This is a genomic window from Acinetobacter sp. SFD (genome assembly GCF_001647575.1).
Taxonomy (GTDB): domain Bacteria; phylum Pseudomonadota; class Gammaproteobacteria; order Pseudomonadales; family Moraxellaceae; genus Acinetobacter; species Acinetobacter pecorum.
Map to the genome: position 1 here is coordinate 1 of NZ_LSZJ01000007.1, position 24900 is coordinate 24900.

The window sequence follows — 24900 nt, forward strand, 5'->3', positions numbered from 1 at the left end:
CAGGCTTTTTAAGTGGGATTTACGCATCGTTATGTGCATATCAACTCACCCATCAAAATAAGCCAAAAATTCAAATTATGCAGTCATTGGCTTAAACAGGATTCGGGTTACTTAAAAATCTTATTGAGAACGCGGTACTACATGCACAAGCACAGATTATTTCTATCAAAATGCAGGATCACTCGCTGTTCATTCAGGACAATGGACAAACATTAAGTGAACATGAGCTGAAGCACTTGGGGCAACGTTTCTGGCGAAAATCCGCAGAACAACCAGGACATGGACTGGGATTATCCCTAGTTAAAACAATTCTCAGTAAATATGATTATGAGATTAAGTTTTATGGAACATATCCTCAGGGCTTAACTGTAGAAATTTCCCCCTCTTATTCTTCAGCTGATTAAAATTTTTAAAAATTTAAGGTCTTAGAAACTGCGGCTTTCTCCTTTTTCTTTATAGGTAATACCATCACTAATATAATTGATGTGTGCTGAATTAACAGGATACTTCCACTTGGGAGATTCTAGTCAGCTTGCTTGTAAAAGTCCTCTGCCATTTGATTTTGTGTATTAAAATCCGATCCTTTTTGAATTCTCTGCTGATTATAAAATAGCTCAATATAGACAACTTATATCTCGTTTAATGACATTCTATGCATCGCAAATGACAAACCTTATGTAGCGTGATGATCTTCGTCAATTTCAATTGAGTTATTCACCGGTTTTTAAATAACGGTATACCGCCTGGCGACTAATTCCAAATGCCTGACCTAATGCCATTTTTGAAGGGTACTTCCCTTCATTCCATGCTTGTCGCAAAGCTTCAGCTTGATCAGGCTTCAATTTATGTACCCGGCCTTTGTACTTCCCTTGAGCAGAGGCGAGTTTAATTCCTTCCTTTTGCCGCTCTAAAATTATCTCACGTTCAAACTGTGCAAAAGCACCCATCAGTTGCAGCATCAAATTATCCATCGGGGTGGATTGGGCCGTAAAAGTAATATTTTCTTTTACAAACTGGATGGCGATCCCTCTTTTAACCAGTTTATCTACTTCAGTGACCAAATCTTTTAGACTGCGTGCAAAACGATCCATGGAATGTACAATCACCCTGTCCCCTTCCCGGACATAGTTCAACATTTCTTGAAATTTCGGTCGGTCGGTATTTTTACCAGAAGCACGGTCAACAAAAATTCGGTCGACTTCAATTCCCTCAAGTTGACGTCCTGTATTTTGCTCGACTGAACTCACTCGGACATAGCCTATTTTTTGCCCTTTCACTCTTTCACGCCCCAATTGAAGAAAAATGAACAATTTCGTAAATTATAAATTTTAAATACCAAAGTTACATGTTACTTATGATTAAAAATCATTTAAATGATACATGGTTTCATGAACTTTTATAATGTAACTTTAGGCTATACCTTATAGTTACATAAATTTAGATATTAAAAACTTGTCTCCGACAAACCGTCATGCGGCACAAGGTTTGTCACTTGCGACGCATAATTTGTCATTGAACGACACATAAGTTGTCATTAATAAAAAACCACCCTATTGATTGGCGGTTTTTTATATAATGTCCTAGATAAGCATTAACCTAAATTGTATATTATTCAAAATAATGGGCAGGAAGTCCCGCTAAAGATAACGTAACGTTAACTTTGGAGATACATGAAATGGATAAGCCCATAAATCTTTGGATTATGAAAATATTTTTACTATTTAGGTGAAGAACCTTTCCACCGCTAGCCATGCTGAGTGTGAAAATTCCTCTCTATATTCCATAGGATTGACTTCAACTTTCTCTGAAAGCCAAGCTCTTACATAACTTTCTGATGGACCAATAACTAAGGAAAAAATGAGATCAGATGGTAATGTTTTAATTTTTTCATCAGGTAATATCTGTTTAAGATACTGAAATAATTGTTTATTCCTCAATCTATTTCGTTTGATCAGTTCAGGCTGATGTGGTCCTTTGATCACTGAATATCTAGCAAATAGCTGAAATCTAGCTAATTCTTTATGACCTACTACCCAATCTATATAACTGTAAACAATTGCAAAAATATAATTCTTAGCCGATTGAATATTTTCAAAATATTGCAATCTTTGTTCTAGCTGATCATCTAACGCTAAAAAAAATAGATGAGCGATTATTCCATCTTTCGTCCCAAAATGATGATAGATCGATCCCACACTTGTTTCACATTCGTTCTTTATAAGATCAATTGTGGTTGGTTCAATTCCATGTTTGTTAAAGCATTCCAGTGATTTACTCAGAATAATTCGCTTAAGCTCAGAGCGCCTTCCTGGATAGTGTTTTTCAAAAATTGAAATCGAGTCCATTTGCAAATCACTAGAATTTAATAGAATTAGAATTTTAAGTGAATGGTAAGTCACTTGACAACCAATCAAAACAGAATAATATTCTAATACAGAATTAAATTCTAATTTGCTTTTTATTTTGTGAATGCCTCTATGGGTCATGATCTTAGCAGTATGTACATCAAAAATAGCAATGAAAATAAAAATGATTAGAGGATCTTAAAAAATGAGTAATACACTTGAAATTTGGCAAAAGATGTCTTCTAAACCAGGGGGCAAATGGGCATTTACTAAAGCGTTATGTTTCAAGGCTCCTTATTTTGGAAGTATCAGTCCTAAATTTCAGGAATTGAGACCTGAGTTTTGTAAAATAAGTATTACTAAGCGCAGAAGTGTTCTGAATCATTTAGGCACTGTCCATGCGATTGCGATGTGTAATATGGCTGAATTAGCAGGGGGAACGATGACGGAAGTCACGGTGCCTGCAACACATCGTTGGATTCCTAAGGGCATGACTGTTGAGTATTTAAAAAAAGCAAATACAGATCTAATTGCTACAGCATCGCCTGAAAGCACAATGGATTTATCAAAAGCGAGTGAATTTAAAGTCAATGTAGTCGTTCGTGATACTAAGGCTGACATTGTTTTTCGAGCGGTGATCAATATGTGGGTTTCACCTAAGAAATAATCTTTGCTGTCTTAGGTTATTTAAATACCTAAGGCAGCGCTGATATCGATCAGATTATGCTTGCATGATCATTGTTGAAATGAGAATGGAATTTAAAAATTTATAAAATTTAATTATTTTCTTAATAAATTTTAGGTTAAAGGGAATATTGCAATAATGAATCAGACAAAAATAGGGACTTATTCATGGGTCGTTAAAGCAAATGGCAAACTGTCTTTTAAAGAAAAAATTAAATTATTTAACCAGCTAATTATTCCAAGTTTAATTACCCCTATTAAAGAAAATATTCATAAAAAAAATTTAAATACTGATTTCAATATCGATCAAATTATCATTCCAGACACAAAAATGATTCAACTCGCTGTCGAAGAGCTAGAGGAAAAAGCGAGTGTTCCAATAATTAATCATTCTTGGAGGACATATTTTTGGGGCGCTGCTTTAGGTCATATTCAGAATAAGATATTTGATCCTGAATCATTACTCACAGCTTCTTTATTCCATGACATTGGTTTAACACCATCACATTTAGAGACTAAAGGATGTAAGTGTTTTACTCATGAAAGTGCAGACCAATTTGCGTATAGAGCAGAACAGATCAATTTTGATCAAGATAAGACTCTACTCATTAAAGATGCAATTTGTATGCATATGAATGGTTATATTGATCCATCAGATCCGAGTGAAGTGCTACTTTTACAGCAAGGTGCATCGTGTGACGTGATTGGTGAGCAACTGCATAAGTTACCATCTCATTTTAAGAATCAAATTTTAGAGAATTATCCAAGAGAAAATTTTAATAAAAGTTTTATAGAGCTCATCAAAACTGAGATCAGAAACAATCCAAATTCACGTACAGCCTTTCTAAAAAATTTAGGATTACCTTTAATGATTCACTTGAATCCATATAAGGATTAAAACTGATGGATAATTTTTATTTTAAAGATTTATATACAATTAAAGTCAATAAAATCAGCCCTGTTGATCAAGATCATAATTTAACTTTTATTCTATTACCTGCGATTGGCATCCCTATTAAGAAATATGAAAATTTTATCATTGGTCTTAGAAATATAGGTTACTCAGTCGTTTATGCCGATTACCCTTGTTGTGGAGAAAATTTTCCTCACATAACTAAACATCATGATTATGACTATGCCGATTTACTCCAATATTTCATCCCCAACCTGATAAAGCACTGTGATACACAGAACTTTATTCTGTTAGGACATAGCTTAGGTGGTCATCTTGCCAGCTTATATGCCTTAGAAAACGGTACTCCAATCGTAGTAGTCGCCTCAGGAAACATTCACTATAAGCATTGGGATGTTAAAGGTAGAGCAAAAATATTAAGTGCTGTTTTATTATTTAAAGCTCTAACAAAAACTTATGGTTTTTTTCCTGGTTATAAAGTTGGTTTCGGACATAGAGAAGCCAAAAGTCTTATGAATAATTGGTGTCACACAGTATTAACTGGAAATTACAGTTTTTCAGGAGTGGGCATTAGACAAAATCAAGTTAAAAGTTTGTTTATTAATATAAAAGACGATCACTTTTCACCTTTGAAGTCTACAAGGAAACTCGCAGAGATGTTCAGTAATCCTGTACTTCAGCAAATTGAATTACCCTCTCATATCAAAGGAAATAAGCATAGTGTTTGGCTGAAAAATCCAGGTCAAATCACTAAACTCATTGAGAGTACCGTGAAAAAATTGAATATAGCTACTATCTAACATATACACGAAATGAAAAAAGCCTAGACTAATATCTAAGCTCTAAAATTTTAAAAAAAATATAAAAATTAAGGATATATACTTAATTTTTAAGATTTGTATAACCTGTATTATGTTAATTTTAGAAATTATTAAATTAGATTAATTAAAATAATCTTCTAGTTCACTCCAACTTGGTAAGTCTAAATATTCCTGATCTATTGGTATTACAGGTGCCCAACTGCTCTTTGAGTTAAGACAGAAGCCTAATCTTTTCTTAACTACTGGTGTCTCATTTAACAATCCAAGTGGAATCCATATGAATGAGCTATTTCCAACTGGGTTAGGAACTGGAGATCCACAATTTGTACAAAAGCAAGAAGTAAAACCTGAGTCTTTTCTAAATGTTCCAATAGCATCTATCCCAGAAACCCACTCAAATAATGTTTCATTCACCAAAGTAGCTGAATTTGCTCCAGTACCACTTTGTTTACGACATAAACTGCAATGACAGTGATACATCGTATAAATATCTTTGTTGATGGAGAATTTAACCGTTCCGCACAAGCAACTACCACTATTTTTCATTTATCAACCCTAGATAAGTCATATTTATCATAAGTATTGGATGATGCATTCATACTTATTGAAGCTTATAAATTTAGTTAGGTATAACATAAAATAAATGAAATTTTTTAAAGAATTAACTATTTAACATACTGTTTTCTATATAAAAGACCTTGTTGTGGATCTTAAATCTAAAAAATCATTGATCGAAAAATGACACTGTTTGAGTCGTCTTACACTCATAATGACATCGGTTGAGTCGCAGGATGATGTCATTATGATTCATTAAAAGAAATAAGATATTGATTTGATTATCATGCTAAAGACAAGCTATGTATCGTTTGATGCAAACCCAGTACGGTTCACCTAAACGGATTGCTCCCCCTGAACAAGTGGAAACAGAACCCGAAAAAAGAGGCTTCTGGAGCCGTTTCTTTAAGCCGTATAGCTGATCTGATTGTTTACCAAGGCTTATTAAAACCGTGAAACATTGATCATTTAGAGATCGTGGAACGGCTGGAAATGATAAAAAAGCCCAAGTCGGTGTACTTGGGCTTTATCTAATGAATTAACACATTGAATTATATGAAATAAAAACTTGCATTTCGTATAACGTGTATTATGTTAATTTTAGGGAAATTAAAGAATAGAAATGAACTTAAGTCTAAATAATAAAAAATTTGTAAATGCTAAAAATACATCTAATGGAGAAGTATCTCACGAGACTATTTTTAATTATTACCAAGTAGGTGACCGTATAGAAGCTACATATTCTGGTGGTAGTATTACGAATGGACATTTACTAGGTTTCATGACTTCTGAGAAAACTTTCACAATGGCGTACCATCACATCAATGAGATGAATGAATTACGTATAGGTGAATGTAATACTGAGATTGAGATCCAAGCCAATGGGAAAATTAAGTTGATTGAAAAGTGGCAATGGCGTAATGGAGACTGTTCTACAGGCGAATCAATCCTTGTTGAAATGTAAGGTTGAGATAACTAAAGCCCTGATTTTATTTCAGGGCTTCGCATAATCCGTATTATGTTAATTTTAGAAAATCTGTTTTAGTTTGTACCTTTTCAAAATTATGTAAAAAGCAAATAAAACACTTATCCAGAACAAATAATCAAAAATAAAATATAAGAAGATAAACTTATCTATTCCTATAATAATATTTAAAGGATCTAGCGCTATACTCCCACCTGGAGATACTTCACCATCTACTAAAAACTGTAAGGGAAATCCTCCTCCTATGACTTTAACTTTTTCAAGCTTGTCTACAACTATACGATCCACCAATGTATATTTCTGATAAAACAAAGATAAATAAGTAAAAATAAAAGATAAGCAATTGAAGTATAAAAATTTTTTCATAATTTTCTCTCATATATCTACTAATTTTAACAATTTTTAATCAGAGCCTTTTGGAATAATTTGCTTTAATTTCTTTATTATTTTTTTCTCAAAAGATTCCTTTAATATGCAAAGATTAGAGTTTATTTTATTAAGTTCCCTTGCAGCCTGTAGTCCAGTTACAGAAAAAATTGAATCAAATATAGTTGTTCCACGTATTCAATATACAGGCGGAGCAGATAATGCAAGTTATAGTGAGGCTAAGCTTATTAGAGAAGGCAAATGCTTATATCTAGAACATGCTGATGGCTCTAAAGTTCTGCCAATTTTTGCTACAAAGACTATAAATTGGGATACGAAAACTAAGAGTCTAAAAGTAGATTCAGATACTTATTTTTTAGGTGATAAAGCAGCATATGGAGGCGGAGAATCCTATCCTCTAGAAAAAAATAATTATTCTTGGATAGTTGAAGTAGATCATAGCTGTGATATCTCACAAGTTATAGTTATTAATCGACTCATAAGACCAATTGAACAGAACTACCGAAATGAAGAATAGCCGATTTTACTGTCTTGCATTAGTTCTACTTATAGGATGCCAACCATTAGAAAAGAATGGATATATTTCTATTAAAAATTGGACCGATGCTCCAATCACAGATCTCAAAATAACTTATATCAGTGCTCAAAAAACTTATGGCTTAGGGACTCTTTATCCTTATTCGGAATATAAATACGCCATCAACTATGAGCAGCATAATGAAGATTCAATAATCTTTTCATACTTAGATAAAAGTCATAAAAAGATTAATCAAGAAGTAGCTGCATATACAGCCAAATATGATAGGAGAAGTTATGAAATAATCATTCAATAGAATATAAATTTATATAGAAATTACAATTAATAATTGAACGAAAAAAATTTTATTTGAAATTTCAAAAACTGGAATTTTCCACCAAATCCCACTCCATTTAACATAATGGTGCTTATACGAAATGCCTTTGTTAGAACCCATTTAAAGTGTCTATATTCTCACCAATAAAAATGTCTGGTTTATGATGGTTTTTATCACCATGGACTGGATATAAAATATAGATGCTGATCACTATGTCTGATAAAGAAATTCAACGTCTTGCAGTTCTGCAAGACGTTAGAGATCATCGTATTACCCAGGTCCGTGCTGCTGAAATCCTGAATCTTTCCACCCGTCAAATTACCCGGTTATTGCAGAAGCTCAATCAAGATGGTGTCTCAGGTATGGCACATGCCAGTCGTGGTCAACCGGGTCATCGTCGCCATGACGTCCTGTTAAAATCAGAATGTCTTTCCATTATTTCTGAACATTTACTTGGCTTTGGTCCTACATTGGCTCATGAGAAGCTCAGCAGCATGTTTGGCCTGCATATCCCGGTAGAAACGGTTCGTCGCTGGATGACGGCAAATGACCTCTGGATTCCTCGATCCAAGCGCCTGAAACGTCCATATCAGCCTCGATACAACCGTGATTGCTTCGGTGAGCTGATCCAGATCGATGGCTCATATCATGACTGGTTTGAAGGACGCGCTGCTAAATGCTGCTTGCTGGTGTATATCGATGACGCCACTGGAAAGCTGTTGCATCTGCGCTTTTGTGAGGCTGAAACGACCTTTGATTATATGCTTTCAACCCGAGCCTACATTGAGCAATACGGCAAGCCTTTGGCCTTTTATAGCGATAAACACTCGGTATTCCGAGTGAATCAGAAATCGAGCCAAGATAGCCAGATCACGCAATTTGGGCGGATTCTGAATGAGTTAAATATTGATATTATCTTCGCCAACTCTCCACAGGCCAAAGGCCGTGTGGAACGTGCCAATAGAACACTCCAGGATCGCCTGATCAAGGAAATGCGCCTAGAAGGTATCTGTTCAATTGCCGAGGCAAATGCCTGGCTGCCCTGCTTTATTGAGCATTTCAATCAGAAGTTTGCCAAGTGTGCGCGAAACTCAAAGAATTTACATCGGCCATTAACCGAATCTCATCTTGAACTGGATGATATTTTTACCTGGCAGAAACCGCGTAAGGTCACTAAGAATCTGACCCTGACCTATGACAAATGTATTTATCTGCTTGAACCGACAGAGCTGAATCATAAGCTTGTTGGGCAATATATTTCATTTCTGGAGTACCCGGATGGGACTGTGGCCCTCATGCACGAGGGACGAAAGCTCAACTACAGCATTTTCAATAAATTAGCTGGGCTACAGCAGAATGAGATCGTTGAGAATAAACGGTTAGGTACAGTTCTGGCACATATTCAGCAACAGCATGAAGAGTTGGAAAAACAGAATAAACGTTCCCGTCTCAAGAAAAGTATGCCGAGTCGTAAAGCTCAGAAAGCTGTTATTGAACAAAGAAAGTTAAATCCTGTGCTTGACTCTTGTGGTTAAAAACAGGACATTTTAAATGGTTTATCGCATAGACATTTTAATTGGTGAATAACAGCCTTTTTAAATAGTGTTATTTATCAAAAACTTAATTCAATAAACCCAAAACCAAAAAGATCAAAAACCACACAATTTAACAACTCGTGTGTTTTTTGATCATGTTTGTAATATTTCGCCAATAAAATTGATGATTTTTCAATCAAACTAAGGATTTTTTCAATGTTCCCGGTCTTCCCAGGGCAAAAAATATCCCCAATTGCTGGGGATAAAATTTAGGCTGTTTTGTAGGCCAAAACGTACAGCTATCTCGGTCCTTTGCGGCTATCCGGAATACTGGAAATTTCCTATAATTAAAAACATATAGGAATTGGATGTAATAGAACTGAAAGCCAGTTCTAGCTAAGGACAGCAAGGTACGACAGGAGTTATACCTAAGCATCAAATACGAAAACCCTGGCAGGATGCCGGGGTTTTTTATTGCTTAGAATAGACCTCTTGCGAAAGTACGCTTTTACCTAATTTTTGAATTAGCTAAAACCTTATAAAATATAGTTTGTGGCTGTTTAAATTTTGACTAACGCAAGAGGTCTAATATCTATAGCTGAGTATTAATCTGATAGCGTGTATTACGCCCACCGCCTTCTAATTTAACGATACATTCTTTCTCAAGTAAGTCTGATAAATGGCGAGTAGCTGTTGCCTTACTGACTTTAGTAACCTTTTGATATTGTGAAGCGCTAATACCCTGTTCAAAGCCATTTTCTCCCCCGTCCAATAAACGGTTTAGAACTTTGCGTTGTTCTTCACTCAGGGCTGAATTTGAATATTTATTCCAAAACTGACTTTTAAACAATGTTCGACTGATCTGCGATAAGGTTTTTTCAAGGCTATCATTCAATATTTCTAGAAACCAAATTAGCCAATCCGTGATATCAGAATCATTTTTTTGGGTTTGTTCTAATATCTCATAGTAACTTTTACGTTTGTTTAATATCGCAGTAGACATTGCATACAAACGGATGCTCTGTTCATCCATTTGAGCCAAAGCAAGGTCTGTAAGTGTACGTGTAAGACGGCCATTACCATCATCAAACGGATGCAGAGTAACAAACCATAAATGGGTAATGCCTGCACGTAACAGAGGATCAAGCAATGAATCATTCAAACTCTGATTAAACCACTCTATGAAGGAATTTAAGCGATCTTCTAAGCCTTCTCTTGGAGGTGCTTCAAAATGTACTTTAGGGTAATCCAATCGACCTGAAACAACCTGCATAGGCTCTGATCCCCGAAGTTGACCAATCCGTAAACGTTGCATTGTCCAGTCTGGATCATTGAAAAGCCAACGATGCCATTGCATAAGACGCTCAACAGTCAGTGGTTGCTTAACATCATTAAGCGCATCTAGCATGATATTGGCTAAACCTTCTGATCGATCTGAGCTTGGATAAGGCTGCTCAAGAGTGACGCCCAAGCGTTGAGCTAGAGATGATCGCAATGAAAAAACATTGATGGTTTCATTTTCAATGGCTGATGAAGCAACAAGATTGGCAAGTAGAGTATCTAGGGTGAGTTGTTCTTTTGCTAAATCATGCTGACTTTGCCCGAGAAGAATCCCTATTTTTTGATATATCTGTCTAGTTTTAGGTAAGATAATTGAATCTTGCCATGTGAAATTTGTCCAGTTTTCTACTTGCCAAATCCATTCCTGCATTTTCAATTTTTCTCTAAAAATCTAAGATAAATTGAATATAGCATACATTCGACTCAAAAAATGAGCCGAATGTATTGATTAATTAGCTCACTTATTTATCTAGAACAGTTCTAATTGGGTTCTAACACTCTCGTTTCGGATAATCCGTATTATGTTAATTTTAAGCTAAACTCATTTAGTCATCTATGGAAAAAATAGCAATTATTTTGTGATTGACCCAAAATAATTTCGAGCTGTACTTTGTTTCTTTCATTACAAACTTAATGGTAGCAAACACAAAATGGCTCACCTTTGAAAATGGCTAAAGCTAAATTCCAAAGTATCAAGAATCATTTGTTCTGCTTTCTTAATTGATTAATAGATTGTTTTCTATTTGGTTTTGTGTATCTCTCTTCTTCACTTGGTTGATTTAACCCTCGACTTTGTATACGTCTAGTTTGTATCAGAGATAAAGTTCGTTTTAAGTCTGCTTCAGTCCAACCACGATGTATTTTTTCATACTCATAATTGAAGTTTTTTTGCATATTATTGATATAGGTTAACTTAGTATTTAGACCTTTCATCTCTGCAATAAGTTGCTCTTCAAAACTTTTACCTATTCTATAGATCCCACTTAACTCATTGATTGATATATTAAAAATAGCAGTGTGCGGTTTATTTCTAATATCTTTAAATGCAACGATGACGGTGAATTTTGTACTTAAGAAATCATCTATTGAGAACCCTCTTGCCTCATCGCTTTCTAATAAGTTTATAAATCCAGAATATCGAAAATCCCCTTTAGATAAATAACTTAGTCCATGTTTCATAAAACTGATCCCAAAGAATTGGTCAATAATTAGTTTAGAACTATCCGTTTGAGGGGAAAGATTTTTAACAGTAAACGTTATATTGAAAGCAGAACTTAAACCCAAGTTTTGAATTCTTAGACGAATCCAATTTACCGATTCAGGCATAACTTCTAAACTAATATCTACAAAAGGCTCTGTTTGAGAATCAACTAAACGTTTATTGTCAATAGCCATTCTTTTATTTTCGTTTAATGCCTTTCTAGCAGTTATCCCTGCCCATATTGCAGCACCAAAAGTACAAGCATAAATAATTACTGATAACCAGTCTGTAATACTAGCTTTCCAAGACATATTGAATGAGATATCTAACAAAAATATAGAAATAACAAAAAAGCAAATAATACTTAAAAGGATTGTATTAATAAGATTCCAATTCATTTTTTTTACAGAATAAAAAGTTGTCTAATGTTCATCTTTTAATTTTTGAAAATCAATAAATATAAAAAATAAGTGAGTGTCCACAAACGATTGAGCATTATAAAAATTATGCTTTTTAAGCGAACGAAATGAAAAAATTGTGGGTAATTACTATATCTAAAAAAATATAACAATGCATTTTATAATACAAAAATATTATATGTAATTTGATTATTTTTTAATCAACTGCCTGTTTTTTTGGACTAAATACTTTGTTTAAGGACAAGGTATTTTTATGTTTATTTTAATTTTTTTGAGCGTAGTTTTGTGGGCAAATGATATTTTACAAATAGTCTTAAACTCGGACTTTTATATAATTGGTGAGCTTATGAAGTTGATATCTATTGACACAACGTTTTTATTTACTATTAATTTTTATTTTAAACATAAAAAAGATAAGTAATGCTCAGGTTACACCAACTACAGGTTTCTGTAGTTGGTCTTTTTATTCCAAATAATTTGGATTGGTTGAATAGCCACCAAAATTCTAGACACACATAACCATCTTTTGATGGGCCTTTTCATAATCTAATGGAGAACGTTGTCCATTGGAACCATGTCTTCGTTTTGAGTTATAAAACATTTCAATATATTCAAATATATCCGCTCGAGCATCTGATCTAGATACGTAAATTTTCTTCTTAATACGCTCCCGCTTCAGCAACTGAAAGAAGCTCTCAGCAACAGCATTATCATGGCAGTTTCCTCTGCGACTCATACTACATTCCAGATTATGTTGTTTAAGGAATGCTTGCCATTCATGGCTAGTGTATTGGCTGCCTTGGTCAGAGTGGATCAGAACTTTATTCTGTGGTTTTCTCCGCCATAGCGCCATCAATAATGCAGCTAGCACCAGATCTGTAGTCATTCTAGATTTCATAGACCAGCCAACAACAAGACATGAAAATAAATCAATCACCACAGCAAGATATAACCAACCTTCATGTGTACGAATGTACGAATGTACGTAATGTCAGTTACCCAACGCTGATTAGGCTGAGTTGGATTAAACTGTCGTTCTAAGGTGTTTGCGGAAACAATACTTGGCGTACCTGCATAAGATCTAGGCTTGCGATAGCCGCGCTGTGATTTAAGCCCATCCGCTTTCATTAACCGATGTACCCGGTTGATACCGCAATTTTCGCCAGCGTCTTTCAAATCACAGTGAATCTTGCGATAGCCGTAGACTCCTCCAGATTCCAGCCAAAACTGTTTAATCAAGCCTGCAAGCTGTTGCCGTTTCTTTGTAGTTTTACTCGTGGGTTGCTTTAACCATGCATAATAACCACTGTGATGAACATCTAAAGTCAAACATAAACGACGAACAGGCCATATGTGCTTATTGTCCTGAATAAAGGCATACCTCATTTGGACTGGCTTGCGAAGTACACCGCGGCTTTTTTTAATATGTCCCTTTCTTCGGTAACCCGTTGCAGCTCCTTTTTTAGCTTTGCCAATTCTGAAACTGCATCCCTAGAGTCTGTGATTTTAGGTTCCTGAGGATCATAACGCCTGATCCAGGCATAAAGACTATGCGTGGTTGTACCTAAACGTGTGGCCACTTCAGACACGCTATGACCTTTTTCAGTCACTTGCTTTACTGCTTCAATTTTGAATTCTTCAGGATATCGTTTGCTACTGCTCATAAACACCTCGTTAATTAGCCATTTTATCTAACTAAAGAGTGCCTACAAAATCGGTGGCTATTCATTTCCAAGTAGAAATGTCATAGATAAATAGATAAGCTAATTAACTGATATATTCGGCTCATTAATTGAGCTGAATATATGCTATATTCAACTCATCTTAGATTTTTATAGAAAGATTGAAAATGCAGGAATGGATTTGGCAAATACAAAACTGGACAAATTTCACATGGAAAGATTCAATAATAGGTGGGCTTTTTGCATTTTATATAAGAAATTTTATTTTAAATAAAAGTTACTTAGACACTAGCTTTGAAAAGACTTGAGCTTGATTGGAGTAAATTATGCAAAAAGATAAAAATTTTTCTAACATTAGATCTGACAAATTTGATGTAACAATGTCAGCTATAACTCAGATTGAAAAAGAAGAAAACACTAACATTGAACGCCTAGTGGTTCTTCCTGCTCCCCTTCCAAGTATTAAAGTAGTTACAGATGCAGATCGAACTGCATTTCTAGAGGATGATGGTGGATATTAAATCCAGCTAAATCATGTTATCCCCAAGTAGAAATATCCATATAGGATATTTCTACTTGGGGATAATCAAAAGTTGCATAACATTAAACAGCTGTATTTAGGTGTTTATACTGCAGAATTGCTTAACCCGCACCCGGATTATATAAGAATCATAAGTTATGACACTTACGTAATGGCTTGTCAGGAATCTGTCCACTTATGGATATCTAAACAGATACGCGTTTTTGTCATATTTGAGCTATTGCAGAGTTCCAGGAGATTAAACAGCTGTATTTAGGTGTTTATGCTGCAGAATTGGTTACCCAGCACCCGGATTGCATAAGCATCATAAGTTATGTAACTTGCGTAATTATCTGTCAGGAATCTGTCCACTTATGGATATCTAAACAGATACGCGTTTTTGTCATATTTGAGCTATTGCAGAGTTCCAGGAGATTAAACAGCTGTATTTAGGTGTTTATACTGCAGAATTGCTTAACCCGCACCCGAATTGCATAAGCATCATAAGTTATGTAACTTGCGTAATGGTTTGTCAGGAATCTGTCCACTTATGGATATCTAAACAGATACGCTTTTTTGTCATATTTGAGCTATTGCAGAGTTCCAGGAGATTAAACAGCTGTATTTAGGTGTTTATGCTGCAGAATTGGTACCCGGCACCCTGATTACATAACAATCATAAGTTATGTAACTTATGAAATTGATAGAATTGAATTATATCTGGCTCTAGTTCTTGATTTATATTCGAGAAAAGTCCTCGGTTGGCCAATAAAATCGACTCTTACCAGTAATATCGTTTTGGATGCACTTCTAATGGCTGTATAGCAATGTAGACCAAATGAGCATTGATCATACATTCAGATCAAAGCTTACAATACAGTAGCGGAGACTGATAGAAATTATGTCAAAAACATAATTTGGTTCTGAGTATGAGTCGCACCCTTGCCAGTATACAGCTCATGTTAGGGGATAATGCTGTTGCACTTGCCGCTTGAATCCGCCAATCTTAAAAAAATTGAGCAATAAAACGCAAGAAATAGCATGTGCGGATGTGTTTGATTATATCGAAATATTTTACAACCGAATCAGATGCCTTTCATATCTGGATGGTATGAGCCCAGAAGCATTTGAGCCGCTTCAAAATGAAGGCTATCTCACATTTAGGATACTATGAGCAATCCAGTAACTATTTTTGCTTTCCATATTTTGGTTTATAACCAACATTTAATAGATGTGAAAAATATTTTTTAATATTCTCTTGATCTGTTAATTCGGCTTTAATTCTTTCCTGAAAATCTTCTTGTGTTTCGCCTATCTTTCCAAAAGCACGTCCAAAATCTGGATTGTCATCAATATCGCAAAGTTTTTGCGAAAAATATGAAATTTGCTTTGCTGTTAATTTATATAAATTTTCTGGAGCTTTATCACTAAGTATTAGAACGGCATCTTTTTCAAAAAAAGTAAACTCTATATCAGTAATAGTCCTACCTTCTTTTTTCTGGGTATAAGTAACTTCAATATCAGTAAATTTATTGATTTGTTCTATAGCCACTTTTAGAACGCGTTTTTTAAAATCTCCCATTTGAGAGTATTCATCTTCTAACAAGCCTAATTTCTCTCTAAGATCTGCTATAGGAACATAAAGCTTACCTGTGGATCTCCAACGTATTAAAAGCTCGTACAGTCGAATAGAGTAAACACTGGTAAGTTGTGAAATTTGCTTAAGTTCATATCTAGTAAATTTTTCTTCAAGCTTAATGAAAAGCGGAAGGATATCTGGCGCAAATATCAACTGCACACATGCAGCCTCTTTGACATAACCTACTTTGGATACCCATCGACTCTTATAAACTGCTTTTTTCCCTGTAACAGGATCTATTGTTTTATAAGTAAGCCTACGTTCAAATAAATTATCACATGCTGCTTGTAATGCTTCGTATGCTGATTGTCGACCAAGCTTGAACTGTTTCATATACTCCGAGGCATGAATCGTTAACATCGTCTCGGCCGTTAATTCTTTTTCAATCTCACGGGCAGCAAGAATTGCTATTAAAATTAATCTTTGTTCTGAAAGATTTAGTGCATAGGAAGCTTCTATTAAATTATTATCTTTATAGATTACATTGCTCATATGTTAGTTCTAAAAAATTTGATTACCAATATATGGACAATACTACTTAATGTCCATAAACGGAAGTATTTTTTTTGACAGGAATTTGTCCATTTATGTGAGGAATCTGTCCTTTTATATAAAGGAATCTGTCCTTTTATATAAAGGAATCTGTCCACTTATTGGTAGGAATCTGTCCACTTATTGGTAGGAATCTGTCCACTTTTATCCTTTGTATTCCACTGATATCAATAGTTACAGCTCCTATATAAATAATAAATTTAAAATATATATAAAATAATAAAAAGAAGCTTACTTGTGGATAACTTTTAAATTAATTTTTTTATCACGATAGTTGCTTTTCATTTGAAATCATTTTACATTACTTGAATTATTAAACTTACGTAACTTGCATAAATTATGATTATATTAGTTGGTGGTGAAAAAGGCGGTGCTGGAAAAAGCTGTTTATCTCAAAATTTAGCGGTATACCTTCAAAAAAAAAATAGAGATGTACTTTTATTAGATGCCGATCCCCAAGGAACAACAACTGATTGGATAAAAGAACGTGATGATAATGATGATTTAAAAGATATTCCTTCAGTTCAAGCTTCTGGCAATATTCGCTCAGTTCTCAAAGATCTGCAAGGTAGATATCAGGATATTATAATTGATGCTGGTGGACAAGATTCAGAAGCTTTACGTTCTGCAATGACCATAGCTACTCATATGTTACTACCTTTTAGACCAAAACGTAGAGATCTAAAAACATTAGCACATATGGAACAAGTTTTAAAATTAGCTAAAACAGTTAATCCAGATCTGATTGCGAGAGCAATTATTACACAATGTCCAACGTTACCATCACAAGTTCAAAGAATTTTAGATGCGAAAGATGCATGTAAGTCATTTGGTATAAATGCACTAAATGCAATTACAACTAATAGAAATGTCTATGATGACGCTGATGAAAATGGCCTTTCTGTTTTTGAAGTAAATAGTGATCAAAAAGCAAAAGCAGAGATTGAAAATATAGCTGATGAGTTTTTAGGAATTTAATTATGGCCGGATTAAGTGGTTTAAAAAAGAAAGTTGAAATATCTCCAGAAGATCAGTTAGCCGAAGTATTTATATCTGGAGCTGAAAAAAGGGTAAAAGCTTTAGAAACTAAAGAGAAAAAATTTGTTAGATGTACATTTTCTTTGAATGATGAAGTTAATCAACTAATCGATGAGCTTGTAGTTAAAAGTCAAAATGCCCGGGTAAGTAGATCAAGTATCGTTAGAATCGCATTAGAAAATCTGGCTTTAAAAAGCCCTGAAGAAATTAAAGAAATTGTTAATCAACAACTTTCGTAATAACCTGATTAAGTTACGTAACTTATGAATGTTACGTAACTTAATTTCTTGAAATAGTCTTTATCTGTAAGAATAAAAGCTCCGAACGGAATTTGATTTAAAATACGGTTTGAAGAGCTCAAAATCACGCACAGTACCAGCACTGGTACATAAACTCAGAATTTGCCGAATTCTATAATGAATCATGGCCTGTACTTTAAAGGTATGGGCCTTTTTCTTACTACTATAGCTTTTCTTCTATTTTTTTAAATCTTTGAATTGATCATCCACGATCACAACATTCCAGTCAATACCTTCACCTTCAGGTAAACTCTTCGGTAAATTAAACAGCTTAGACTGAATCAGGCCGTCTTCAACATGACGTACAACTCTTGAAGCTGTAGGCTCTGAAACACCGTAACTTGTCGCAATGTGAAATAAGGGTTCGGTATTCCCGCCAATAGCTCAGACAGAGAAGGACCTGGTCTTCCAGGCTTAACTTGGGCGGTCTGCCTTGACTAGGAACATGTTTCTTCAATTGCTCAACCATTAAATAGAAGGTTGACCACGAGATGCCTGTATATCGCTTGAACTGAGGATCAGAAAGCTGGTTTAAATCGATGTATTTCATGCGCAGATTATGCACGAATGCTAAAAAATCTGAAGTACAAATATCCATCAAAAAGAAGATCATTTTTTGGTTTATGAAAGAGATCTAATAAATAGTTAATTGTTTAGATTCCTTTTTTAAAAAGTGTGACGAAGTTCAAATACTGTCCGTTTCATATAAAAATACGTGCATTACTCAGCCTGATTAAAAACGTTACATAACCAAATCAAATGCATTACTCAGCCCGAGCAATGATGTTACATGAGAATATATTTTTATTCATTATATTGATAAATAATAATATTTAATAATTTATCTTTTTAGGGGTGACTGAAAAATGTTTGGCTGCTCAATCATTATTGAAACAAACTCTCTATAACGCGCCAACAGCCTATCAAGCATGATTGAAGCCAAAAACCTAGAAACCACTCAAAAAATAGACTCAAAACAACCCCTGAGTGAGCTTTAAAAGCAATCAATTCTATTCATTCTTTTCACCAGGTTGAATATGAGCCATTCATAGAATTTGTTTTTCATCACTTTTGCCTTATTTTTTTATCAAAAATCACCGAAACAAGCCTGTTGGGATCTGCTTTTTTTATTTCAGGTAATGTGTAAATCATCAGGGGGAAATGTTCTGTAAAAAATGCAGACATGAAGCAAGCCTACCTGTAGCTACAAAATCAAAGTTCTACGAACTTCGCTTTTGGTACGCAACAGGGCTTGTTAGGGGCGAACCCCTAAGACCCCATCAACCGTGAATCAAATAAAGGTAGATGATGAATAAAGTAAAGCGTGATATTACCAAAAGACTTCGTTTTAACGCTGAACAAGCGGCACAGCTCGGGTTGTATCTTGAAGAAAAGGACATGGGATTTACTCAATTGATCCATGCCTTGATTAAGCATGAGTTAAATAAGAAATGTTGGCCTTATGTCATCAATTTCAGTGAATCTTACCTGGCTGAACACGCTGTCGTTCAGCCTTGTCAATTACAAAAAAGAAGGGGAAAGAAAAATACAGCAGGACGACCAGTGCCTCAAGCAGATCCTAAGCTTTTATTTGCGCTAGGCCGGATCGGCACCAATGTGAATCAACTTGCGCGTTCACTGAATTACTTATGCTTGCAGCATACCTCAGTGATAGAGCAATTCTCATTTATCGATTGCATAGATCGTTTAGAGCGTATTCATTCTGATTTACATCAGTATTTGCCATCACTGCCGATCTATAGCGTGACTGAGGAGCAGTCACAGCGCCGCAAAGCCCGAGCGATTGCTTTGTCTGAAAAAGAAGGGCGCTAAATTATGATCATTAAGTTTCTAGCCAATGGAACAGGTGATCCCAAATTAGCAGCATCTTATTTATTGGCTGAGCAGGATCATCTAGGGAATCAACGTGCAGGTGTGGAAATACTGAGAGGTGATCCAATGGTCTTCACGGCAATCGCCTCTAGCCTGAAATTTCAATATTGCTACACCTCGGCTGTGATTGCCTGGTCACCGGAAGATGTTGTATCTGATGAACAGTTGAATGAAGTCTTGGATCTATTTGAGGAGCATGCATTTGCTGGATTGAGTCCCGAGCAATATCACATGACGGCTGTAATGCATGTGGATGATGATTCCCGGCATATCCATATCTTGATACCGAGGGTCGAGCTGACCACAGGAAAGTCGTTAAACGTTGCACCACCAGGACATCAATACTATTTCGACACTTTACGTGATTTTTTGAATCACAAGTATGGCTGGGTTCGACCTGATGACCCGGCTCGTATGAAAACGACACAGCCTAAAAATCATCATGTGCTACAAAGTGCAGCAGCGGTTAAAGCGGGACTACTAGGACAGTCTAAAAAGACCCGAGTAGAAATGATCGATGCCTATATTGAACAGCGCATTATGTATGGGGTCATTAATAATCGTGATGAGCTTGTGCAATCCCTCAAGGAGATTGATGAGATTGGTCAAGTCGCTAATAAAAGTATTTCAATCAAATTCAATGAAACAAGAGATCGTTTAACAGGGGCATTTTATCATGCAGGATTTTCATTCTCGGCTTACCGAGAAGCTCCAACAAGACAGGCAGGAGTTCGATCAGCATTGCCAGGACATCAATACAGATATAAAGAGTGCTCGGGAGGACTTGCGCAATCTGTCGAACGACTGGAAGCAGCTCGAAGCAAACGTGCTGAATATAACCAAAAGTATTACCGTGCCAAAGTTTCTCGAAATGAAGAAACTGTTGGACAAGCATCAGAAATATCGTATGTGCCTGGAGCAACAGTTCAAGAAGACTTTAACCGAGAAACAGGCAGTCGACATCGAGTTAATCCTGTACCAGACCAAAACGGAGATGCAGTATCAAGACTTGATGAGCTTTCTCCAAAGCCAGCAGCAAGCATTGATACAGTTCCAGAGCGAGGTGATGGCACTCCTCCATCAAATCCTGCAGGACAAAGACCAGTATCAACAGTGCAACAGCGAGCTCAAGAGCAACATGCTGCAAATGATGGAATTGCTAAAACGAATGAACCATCGGTTCCAGAACCAGGATTTAAATCTGGACAAGCTCAAGACTCAGATCAAGGATCAGCAAGTAGAGATAACAGCACCAATGGAGAAGATACAGCAACAATTGCACAAAATTACATGGGGTCTTGGGATATTAGGCGCATTCAATATCCTCTTGTTCATCGAGAAATTCATCTAAATACTGGAGTTAAAAATGAAAGAAACACCGCTACAAACTCAAAAAAACCAGTTGATCATGCAACAACAGCAATTGATTCAAGCATTAAAAGAAGAGGTGAAGATCAAACAGGAGGAGAATCTGAATCAGCAGCAGATCATCGAAGCGCAGGAAGCATATATCAGCGAGCTCGAGAACTCGCACAAGCTTCATCACAGCAGGAACGAGATATCAAGGAAAGAAATATTTCTCTTGAACAAAGAACTGAAAGACAAAGAGTCGAGGTTGAAAGCACAAGAGAATACCTTAAAACTTTATCAGGAAGAAATACAGAAAGAAGTTTCGTTGAAGCCTATAACGGATTCATTAGAAGGATTAGAAATGAGATTCAAGGCAGTCTTGGACGAATCACTCAGTACCTCAAAACTCCATCCGTTGATACAACCAGCGGTACAGAAGTGTTTACAACCCTATATGAGCGTATTCGAACTTTTGGCTTCGACCGATTGGTCAAGATTGCAAGACGACGAATAAAGCACCGAGAATTTATTGAAAGAATTAAGGAGACTCAACAGCAAATCGCCCTGATACAGCAAGAAACTATTGCAAAATTTGCAATGAATACCATCAGTCATGAGCTAAGGCACATACAAAGCATGTATCCCCATTTGCATTTAATTGAGTCAATAAGAAGTGCATCTGGTGCTGAAGGTTATTTCCATGATTTTAATAATATGGAAATGCCTCAAGACAAGAAGGATTTAGACCTTGTTGCTTATGTTTTCTACATAGGTAAATGTCTGGATGAGCTAAAAGGGCAACTGAACACACTTGGACATGAGGAACTGGAACAATTTAAACGATTTATTATTGTGGTTGAACAGCATTTGGATCAGATTCAATTAAATCAAATCATTGAGCCATTGCAGCAGATCTATCAGAATACAAGGTTAGAAATAGGTGGGCTGGTCAGAGATTTTAAAGTTGAATTAGCAAGTTGTGGTCATGTTTTAACGAGTGTGCAAAATCAACAAGGACCTGAATCCCTGTACCTGTCTCAGACTGATATAAATGGACCCTATTAATTGCGCATAGAGGACAATTAAACTAAATTAAGGAGATACACAGAATAAAGATTTCATTATGAAATTACGATCAGAGCAATCCGTAGATAAAAAAAGAGTGCTAGCCAAAGCCGTACTCAATGTCGCCGAAAAGCTTGATCTTAAGCAAGCGCAACTTGCAGCTGTTCTCGGCATGCCGGGAACAGCAATCAGCCAGTTGAGAAAAGATCCCGAACTGGACCCTGAATCTAAACAGGGCGAGCGGGCAATATTGCTCATTCGTATTTATAGATCGTTATACGCTTTAATGGGTGGTGATGTGGAATGGATGCGTCATTTTATGATTTCACCTAATCGTGTGACCGGTGGAATACCAGTGAAGCAAATCGAAAGTATTGCGGGTCTGGTTACCGTCGAACGATTTGTTGATGCTATGCGAGGCCACTGAAACTTAGGGTCTAAGGCAGAAATAGGATTCAAATATGGGAGACATCGGTCTCCCATATTTATGGGTCTACTCAGCTAAAGTAAGTCCCAATTGTTCAGGGCTATACCAAAGCATTTTTAGATGACCTGGCTGATCTTTTAAATAGGCAGCCTTCTGGATGATGAAGTGACTATTTTTCAGCCATTGATCGAGTCGGGCATCATCGTAATGAATATCTACCTTCAGCTTTAAGAGTTGATGATAGAAGTCCCGTTTTTCAGTAGTCATTTCGGCTAAAACAGATGACTGTGCCATGGGGTGTAAAGGATGAACTAAACCTTCAACTCCGTTGGGTTGCACTTTTATTTGAAAACTGTTCGTGGATGGAACTGCAACATGAATGGGGGTAGGGCTATGAGACTTCTTTGCTTTATGGGAAGCTGTTTTTAGCTCAGGTTCAGGCAGTGTATGGTCGACTATTTTAGTTTCTAAATATTCAGCGGTATGCTTGAATAAAGCACTGAGTCTTCGATAGTTGATGCTATAGAAATTGGTTTGTAGCCATTTATTCTGTGCCAGTTTTTTGACTACTAAAATACCCGTTTTTTTAAGTTTATTGACCACGCGTTTAATGGTCGAAATACTGTAAACCCCTAATGTGTGTGCCCATTGTTCATAGCTGTGATAGAAATATTTCTGTTGCTCGGTATATTGGACTTCGCTGCTTTGCAGACAAGAATGCAGTTTCTGCAAGAAGATGGCTGAAGCCAATCCATACACTTGAGCAAGCGTAGGAGAGGCGATCAGCGGGTAGTCACCCTGTACCAGTAATTTGTTTTTTTTAGTCGTGAGAAGAGGCTCTCAATGCTTAAAATTCAGGATGCGCAAAAGAACGGTGAGGGCGTTGTTGAGTTCGTCTTAACCAGTCTTCGGGATATTCCTGGCTATAAGACTCTTCGTGATGACCTGACCAATATTCCTGGTTGTACTCATCCTGGAATTCATAAGATGGGGCAATGCTTTGTTGGTTTAGTTCTGCTTCGGCTTGATGCTGAGCGATAGTGTGATTAGTGCGTTCCGCCTGATCCAGGGTCTTGAAGATATCCACTAAGGCTTGGCGTTGTTCATTATTAAGAAGTTTTGCGCTTTCAACGATGAGTTGTTTGGCAAGGTTTTTTGGCGTGCAAGGGTTTGCACCATTGAGTTTGATATTCACGGTAATGTCCTAGATAAGTATTTACATATCTCCATCACTTCTCACGGTAATGGAGGCAACTTAACAGGGGTGAGAATACTGAATCTAGGATCAGCCAGCACGAAGCTGCCCTGTCAAGCTACCATAGGGACTGCTTAACAGTAGGCAAAAAAAAAGCCGCAAGTGCGACATTTATTTGCACCTAGATTTTAACAGGTTCTCACGCCTGAACACAGATTTTGCTGCGTTGAAATAAGATTATCCAGTAAAGATAGTTGCGTCAAGGCCTTGAACATCAATTATTTAAAAAACATGAAAAATAACACAAATTTTAAAATGGGTAAGGCTCTTAATATATTTAATTATTCTATTTCTATTTTATTTATAAAGAAGAAAAGCTCGAAATGAGCCAATGGATGAGTTCAACATGACACAATCATCTGGCTTAGTCTGGATAGAGGGTAAAATGAGCTGTTTTAGGTACAAAATCCTGTACTTAACTAGCGAAAAAGCATAGGTAAGTACAGATGATTGTACTTAAGGGTTTATAAGTACAGTACTGGAATGCTATAAGAATATCTGATTATAAAACCATAAAATGAGCTGAATAATGAACTATTCAAAGCACGATAACCCTCAATATATTGCATCTGTCTTGGGGGAGCGTTTAAAGAGGATTCGCCTTAATAAAGATATGACACAAGTTGAAGTAGCAGATAAAGCATGGATCAGCAGAAGAACTGTCTTAAATGCTGAAAAAGGAGAGGTACGTTTAGCTGATTTAATTGCGGTTTTAGGCGCCCTTGATATGTTGGGTAATCTTAATAACTTTATACCAGAGGTACCATTATCTCCAATACAATTATTAAAGCTTCAAGGCAAGGCTCGTAAAAGGGCTTCTGGAAACAATAAGGTTGCAAAGAAGACAGTTATAAAAAAGCCAGTGGATTGGTGAAGTGGTCTTCTGCATCTAAAAGGGATTAGTCGAATAGACTTAAGCATTTTTTGCTGCAGCAACAGCTGGAGTACCAGCGTGATCTCTAGGTGTTTGCGATAGCCACGCTGTGATTTGAGACCAAACGCCTTCATGAGTCGATGTACTCCATTGATCCCACAACTTTCGCCAACATCTTTCAAATCATAGTGAATCTTGCTATAGCCATAGATACCACCAGATTCCAGCCAGAATTGTTTAATCAATCCTGAAAGCTGTTGCCGTTT

General features: G+C 36.1%; 23 protein-coding genes and 6 pseudogenes. 18 read left to right on the forward strand and 11 right to left on the reverse strand.

Annotation, left to right across the window (positions count from 1 at the left end):
• Together AY605_RS15000 and AY605_RS14795 are read left to right on the forward strand one after the other, a co-directional pair.
• Window positions 1–95, forward strand: a pseudogene (locus AY605_RS15000) (IS982 family transposase); the annotation flags it as partial.
• 24 nt (window positions 96–119) lie between these two features.
• Window positions 120–404 (forward strand): annotated as a pseudogene (locus AY605_RS14795) (ATP-binding protein); the annotation flags it as partial.
• 306 nt (window positions 405–710) lie between these two features.
• Here AY605_RS14795 and AY605_RS05225 read toward each other — a convergent pair.
• Both AY605_RS05225 and AY605_RS05230 read right to left on the reverse strand, forming a co-directional pair.
• Window positions 711–1277, reverse strand: coding sequence for a recombinase family protein (locus AY605_RS05225; protein ID WP_064095404.1), 567 nt, complete (start codon window positions 1275–1277; stop codon window positions 711–713).
• 444 nt (window positions 1278–1721) lie between these two features.
• Window positions 1722–2486: a TetR/AcrR family transcriptional regulator gene (locus AY605_RS05230; RefSeq protein WP_228138639.1), complete on the reverse strand. Its 765-nt coding sequence runs from the start codon at window positions 2484–2486 to the stop codon at window positions 1722–1724.
• A gap of 64 nt (window positions 2487–2550) precedes the next feature.
• Here AY605_RS05230 and AY605_RS05235 point away from each other — a divergent pair, with 64 nt between their 5' ends.
• The 3 genes from AY605_RS05235 to AY605_RS05245 all read left to right on the forward strand — a co-directional run bounded on the left by AY605_RS05235 (window position 2551) and on the right by AY605_RS05245 (window position 4742).
• A complete protein-coding gene (locus tag AY605_RS05235; RefSeq protein ID WP_064095405.1) occupies window positions 2551–3012 on the forward strand; it encodes a hotdog fold domain-containing protein in 462 nt (153 codons plus the stop codon).
• Window positions 3013–3168: 156 nt separating this feature from the next.
• Window positions 3169–3927 (forward strand): HD domain-containing protein, encoded by a 759-nt coding sequence (locus AY605_RS05240; RefSeq protein ID WP_064095406.1) that lies wholly within the window; start codon window positions 3169–3171, stop codon window positions 3925–3927.
• Between the two features lie 5 nt (window positions 3928–3932).
• On the forward strand, window positions 3933–4742 hold the full coding sequence (locus AY605_RS05245; protein WP_064095407.1) for an alpha/beta fold hydrolase: 810 nt from the start codon (window positions 3933–3935) through the stop codon (window positions 4740–4742).
• A 141-nt stretch (window positions 4743–4883) separates the two neighbouring features.
• Here the strand turns inward: AY605_RS05245 and AY605_RS14800 are convergent, their stop codons facing one another.
• The gene (locus AY605_RS14800; RefSeq protein WP_081406333.1) at window positions 4884–5309 is read right to left on the reverse strand and encodes a GFA family protein; all 426 of its coding nucleotides are present in this window, start codon (window positions 5307–5309) and stop codon (window positions 4884–4886) included.
• Between the two features lie 347 nt (window positions 5310–5656).
• Between AY605_RS14800 and AY605_RS15005 the strand changes: the two are divergent.
• A pseudogene (locus AY605_RS15005) lies at window positions 5657–5740 on the forward strand (DNA-binding protein); the annotation flags it as partial.
• 200 nt (window positions 5741–5940) lie between these two features.
• The gene (locus AY605_RS05255) at window positions 5941–6282 is read left to right on the forward strand and encodes a hypothetical protein (protein ID WP_064095409.1); all 342 of its coding nucleotides are present in this window, start codon (window positions 5941–5943) and stop codon (window positions 6280–6282) included.
• A 63-nt stretch (window positions 6283–6345) separates the two neighbouring features.
• Here the strand turns inward: AY605_RS05255 and AY605_RS05260 are convergent, their stop codons facing one another.
• Complete coding sequence (locus tag AY605_RS05260; RefSeq protein ID WP_064095410.1) at window positions 6346–6669, reverse strand: hypothetical protein; 324 nt, start codon at window positions 6667–6669, stop codon at window positions 6346–6348.
• A 106-nt stretch (window positions 6670–6775) separates the two neighbouring features.
• On the opposite strand from AY605_RS05260, the gene AY605_RS05265 reads away from it, so the two are divergent.
• The 3 genes from AY605_RS05265 to AY605_RS05275 all read left to right on the forward strand — a co-directional run bounded on the left by AY605_RS05265 (window position 6776) and on the right by AY605_RS05275 (window position 9079).
• Window positions 6776–7207 carry a hypothetical protein gene (locus AY605_RS05265; protein ID WP_064095411.1) on the forward strand — a complete coding sequence of 144 codons (432 nt, stop codon included), beginning with the start codon at window positions 6776–6778 and terminating at the stop codon, window positions 7205–7207.
• Window positions 7197–7523 (forward strand): hypothetical protein, encoded by a 327-nt coding sequence (locus AY605_RS05270; RefSeq protein WP_064095412.1) that lies wholly within the window; start codon window positions 7197–7199, stop codon window positions 7521–7523. The genes AY605_RS05265 and AY605_RS05270 overlap by 11 nt, the downstream gene beginning before the upstream one ends.
• Before the next feature lie 221 nt (window positions 7524–7744).
• Window positions 7745–9079 (forward strand): ISNCY-like element ISAba32 family transposase, encoded by a 1335-nt coding sequence (locus AY605_RS05275; RefSeq protein WP_064095413.1) that lies wholly within the window; start codon window positions 7745–7747, stop codon window positions 9077–9079.
• A gap of 592 nt (window positions 9080–9671) precedes the next feature.
• Here AY605_RS05275 and AY605_RS05280 read toward each other — a convergent pair.
• The 3 genes and pseudogenes from AY605_RS05280 to AY605_RS14805 form a co-directional block, all read right to left on the reverse strand.
• The gene (locus AY605_RS05280; protein ID WP_064095414.1) at window positions 9672–10790 is read right to left on the reverse strand and encodes a Fic family protein; all 1119 of its coding nucleotides are present in this window, start codon (window positions 10788–10790) and stop codon (window positions 9672–9674) included.
• A gap of 329 nt (window positions 10791–11119) precedes the next feature.
• Window positions 11120–12019, reverse strand: coding sequence for a hypothetical protein (locus AY605_RS05285; protein WP_064095415.1), 900 nt, complete (start codon window positions 12017–12019; stop codon window positions 11120–11122).
• 526 nt (window positions 12020–12545) lie between these two features.
• Window positions 12546–13704 (reverse strand): annotated as a pseudogene (locus tag AY605_RS14805) (IS3 family transposase).
• A 344-nt stretch (window positions 13705–14048) separates the two neighbouring features.
• Here AY605_RS14805 and AY605_RS05305 point away from each other — a divergent pair.
• Together AY605_RS05305 and AY605_RS15370 are read left to right on the forward strand one after the other, a co-directional pair.
• Entirely contained in the window at window positions 14049–14243 is a 195-nt protein-coding gene (locus AY605_RS05305; RefSeq protein WP_064095419.1) for a hypothetical protein, read from the forward strand.
• Between the two features lie 644 nt (window positions 14244–14887).
• Window positions 14888–15416: pseudogene (locus AY605_RS15370) on the forward strand (DDE-type integrase/transposase/recombinase); the annotation flags it as partial.
• A gap of 12 nt (window positions 15417–15428) precedes the next feature.
• Here AY605_RS15370 and repM read toward each other — a convergent pair.
• A complete protein-coding gene (gene repM, locus AY605_RS05310; protein ID WP_064095420.1) occupies window positions 15429–16373 on the reverse strand; it encodes a replication initiation protein RepM in 945 nt (314 codons plus the stop codon).
• 399 nt (window positions 16374–16772) lie between these two features.
• Between repM and AY605_RS05315 the strand changes: the two genes are divergently transcribed.
• From AY605_RS05315 to AY605_RS05335, 5 genes are all read left to right on the forward strand, one after another.
• Window positions 16773–17411 (forward strand): AAA family ATPase, encoded by a 639-nt coding sequence (locus AY605_RS05315; protein WP_064095421.1) that lies wholly within the window; start codon window positions 16773–16775, stop codon window positions 17409–17411.
• Window positions 17412–17413: 2 nt separating this feature from the next.
• Complete coding sequence (locus tag AY605_RS05320; RefSeq protein ID WP_064095422.1) at window positions 17414–17710, forward strand: hypothetical protein; 297 nt, start codon at window positions 17414–17416, stop codon at window positions 17708–17710.
• Window positions 17711–19078: 1368 nt separating this feature from the next.
• Window positions 19079–19603, forward strand: a complete 525-nt coding sequence (gene mobC / locus AY605_RS05325; RefSeq protein WP_064095423.1) for a plasmid mobilization relaxosome protein MobC — start codon at window positions 19079–19081, stop codon at window positions 19601–19603.
• 3 nt (window positions 19604–19606) lie between these two features.
• The gene (locus AY605_RS05330) at window positions 19607–22078 is read left to right on the forward strand and encodes a relaxase/mobilization nuclease domain-containing protein (RefSeq protein WP_064095424.1); all 2472 of its coding nucleotides are present in this window, start codon (window positions 19607–19609) and stop codon (window positions 22076–22078) included.
• Between the two features lie 58 nt (window positions 22079–22136).
• Window positions 22137–22505, forward strand: coding sequence for an MbcA/ParS/Xre antitoxin family protein (locus tag AY605_RS05335; RefSeq protein ID WP_064095425.1), 369 nt, complete (start codon window positions 22137–22139; stop codon window positions 22503–22505).
• A 66-nt stretch (window positions 22506–22571) separates the two neighbouring features.
• Here the strand turns inward: AY605_RS05335 and AY605_RS05340 are convergent, their stop codons facing one another.
• Together AY605_RS05340 and AY605_RS05345 are read right to left on the reverse strand one after the other, a co-directional pair.
• Window positions 22572–23264: a hypothetical protein gene (locus AY605_RS05340; RefSeq protein ID WP_228138640.1), complete on the reverse strand. Its 693-nt coding sequence runs from the start codon at window positions 23262–23264 to the stop codon at window positions 22572–22574.
• 88 nt (window positions 23265–23352) lie between these two features.
• A complete protein-coding gene (locus tag AY605_RS05345; protein ID WP_064095427.1) occupies window positions 23353–23700 on the reverse strand; it encodes a hypothetical protein in 348 nt (115 codons plus the stop codon).
• A gap of 589 nt (window positions 23701–24289) precedes the next feature.
• Here AY605_RS05345 and AY605_RS05350 point away from each other — a divergent pair.
• Complete coding sequence (locus tag AY605_RS05350; protein WP_064095428.1) at window positions 24290–24634, forward strand: helix-turn-helix domain-containing protein; 345 nt, start codon at window positions 24290–24292, stop codon at window positions 24632–24634.
• Window positions 24635–24726: 92 nt separating this feature from the next.
• Here AY605_RS05350 and AY605_RS15185 read toward each other — a convergent pair.
• Window positions 24727–24900: pseudogene (locus AY605_RS15185) on the reverse strand (IS3 family transposase); the annotation flags it as partial.

Coding starts and splice junctions, on each gene's coding strand:
- AY605_RS05230 (WP_228138639.1), bottom strand. CDS start 2,486: ATGACCCATAGAGGCATTCACAAAATAAAAAGCAAATTAGAATTTAAT.
- AY605_RS05235 (WP_064095405.1), top strand. CDS start 2,551: ATGAGTAATACACTTGAAATTTGGCAAAAGATGTCTTCTAAACCAGGG.
- AY605_RS05240 (WP_064095406.1), top strand. CDS start 3,169: ATGAATCAGACAAAAATAGGGACTTATTCATGGGTCGTTAAAGCAAAT.
- AY605_RS05245 (WP_064095407.1), top strand. CDS start 3,933: ATGGATAATTTTTATTTTAAAGATTTATATACAATTAAAGTCAATAAA.
- AY605_RS14800 (WP_081406333.1), bottom strand. CDS start 5,309: ATGAAAAATAGTGGTAGTTGCTTGTGCGGAACGGTTAAATTCTCCATC.
- AY605_RS05255 (WP_064095409.1), top strand. CDS start 5,941: ATGAACTTAAGTCTAAATAATAAAAAATTTGTAAATGCTAAAAATACA.
- AY605_RS05260 (WP_064095410.1), bottom strand. CDS start 6,669: ATGAAAAAATTTTTATACTTCAATTGCTTATCTTTTATTTTTACTTAT.
- AY605_RS05265 (WP_064095411.1), top strand. CDS start 6,776: ATGCAAAGATTAGAGTTTATTTTATTAAGTTCCCTTGCAGCCTGTAGT.
- AY605_RS05270 (WP_064095412.1), top strand. CDS start 7,197: ATGAAGAATAGCCGATTTTACTGTCTTGCATTAGTTCTACTTATAGGA.
- AY605_RS05275 (WP_064095413.1), top strand. CDS start 7,745: ATGCTGATCACTATGTCTGATAAAGAAATTCAACGTCTTGCAGTTCTG.
- AY605_RS05280 (WP_064095414.1), bottom strand. CDS start 10,790: ATGCAGGAATGGATTTGGCAAGTAGAAAACTGGACAAATTTCACATGG.
- AY605_RS05285 (WP_064095415.1), bottom strand. CDS start 12,019: ATGAATTGGAATCTTATTAATACAATCCTTTTAAGTATTATTTGCTTT.
- AY605_RS05305 (WP_064095419.1), top strand. CDS start 14,049: ATGCAAAAAGATAAAAATTTTTCTAACATTAGATCTGACAAATTTGAT.
- repM (WP_064095420.1), bottom strand. CDS start 16,373: ATGAGCAATGTAATCTATAAAGATAATAATTTAATAGAAGCTTCCTAT.
- AY605_RS05315 (WP_064095421.1), top strand. CDS start 16,773: ATGATTATATTAGTTGGTGGTGAAAAAGGCGGTGCTGGAAAAAGCTGT.
- AY605_RS05320 (WP_064095422.1), top strand. CDS start 17,414: ATGGCCGGATTAAGTGGTTTAAAAAAGAAAGTTGAAATATCTCCAGAA.
- mobC (WP_064095423.1), top strand. CDS start 19,079: ATGAATAAAGTAAAGCGTGATATTACCAAAAGACTTCGTTTTAACGCT.
- AY605_RS05330 (WP_064095424.1), top strand. CDS start 19,607: ATGATCATTAAGTTTCTAGCCAATGGAACAGGTGATCCCAAATTAGCA.
- AY605_RS05335 (WP_064095425.1), top strand. CDS start 22,137: ATGAAATTACGATCAGAGCAATCCGTAGATAAAAAAAGAGTGCTAGCC.
- AY605_RS05350 (WP_064095428.1), top strand. CDS start 24,290: ATGAACTATTCAAAGCACGATAACCCTCAATATATTGCATCTGTCTTG.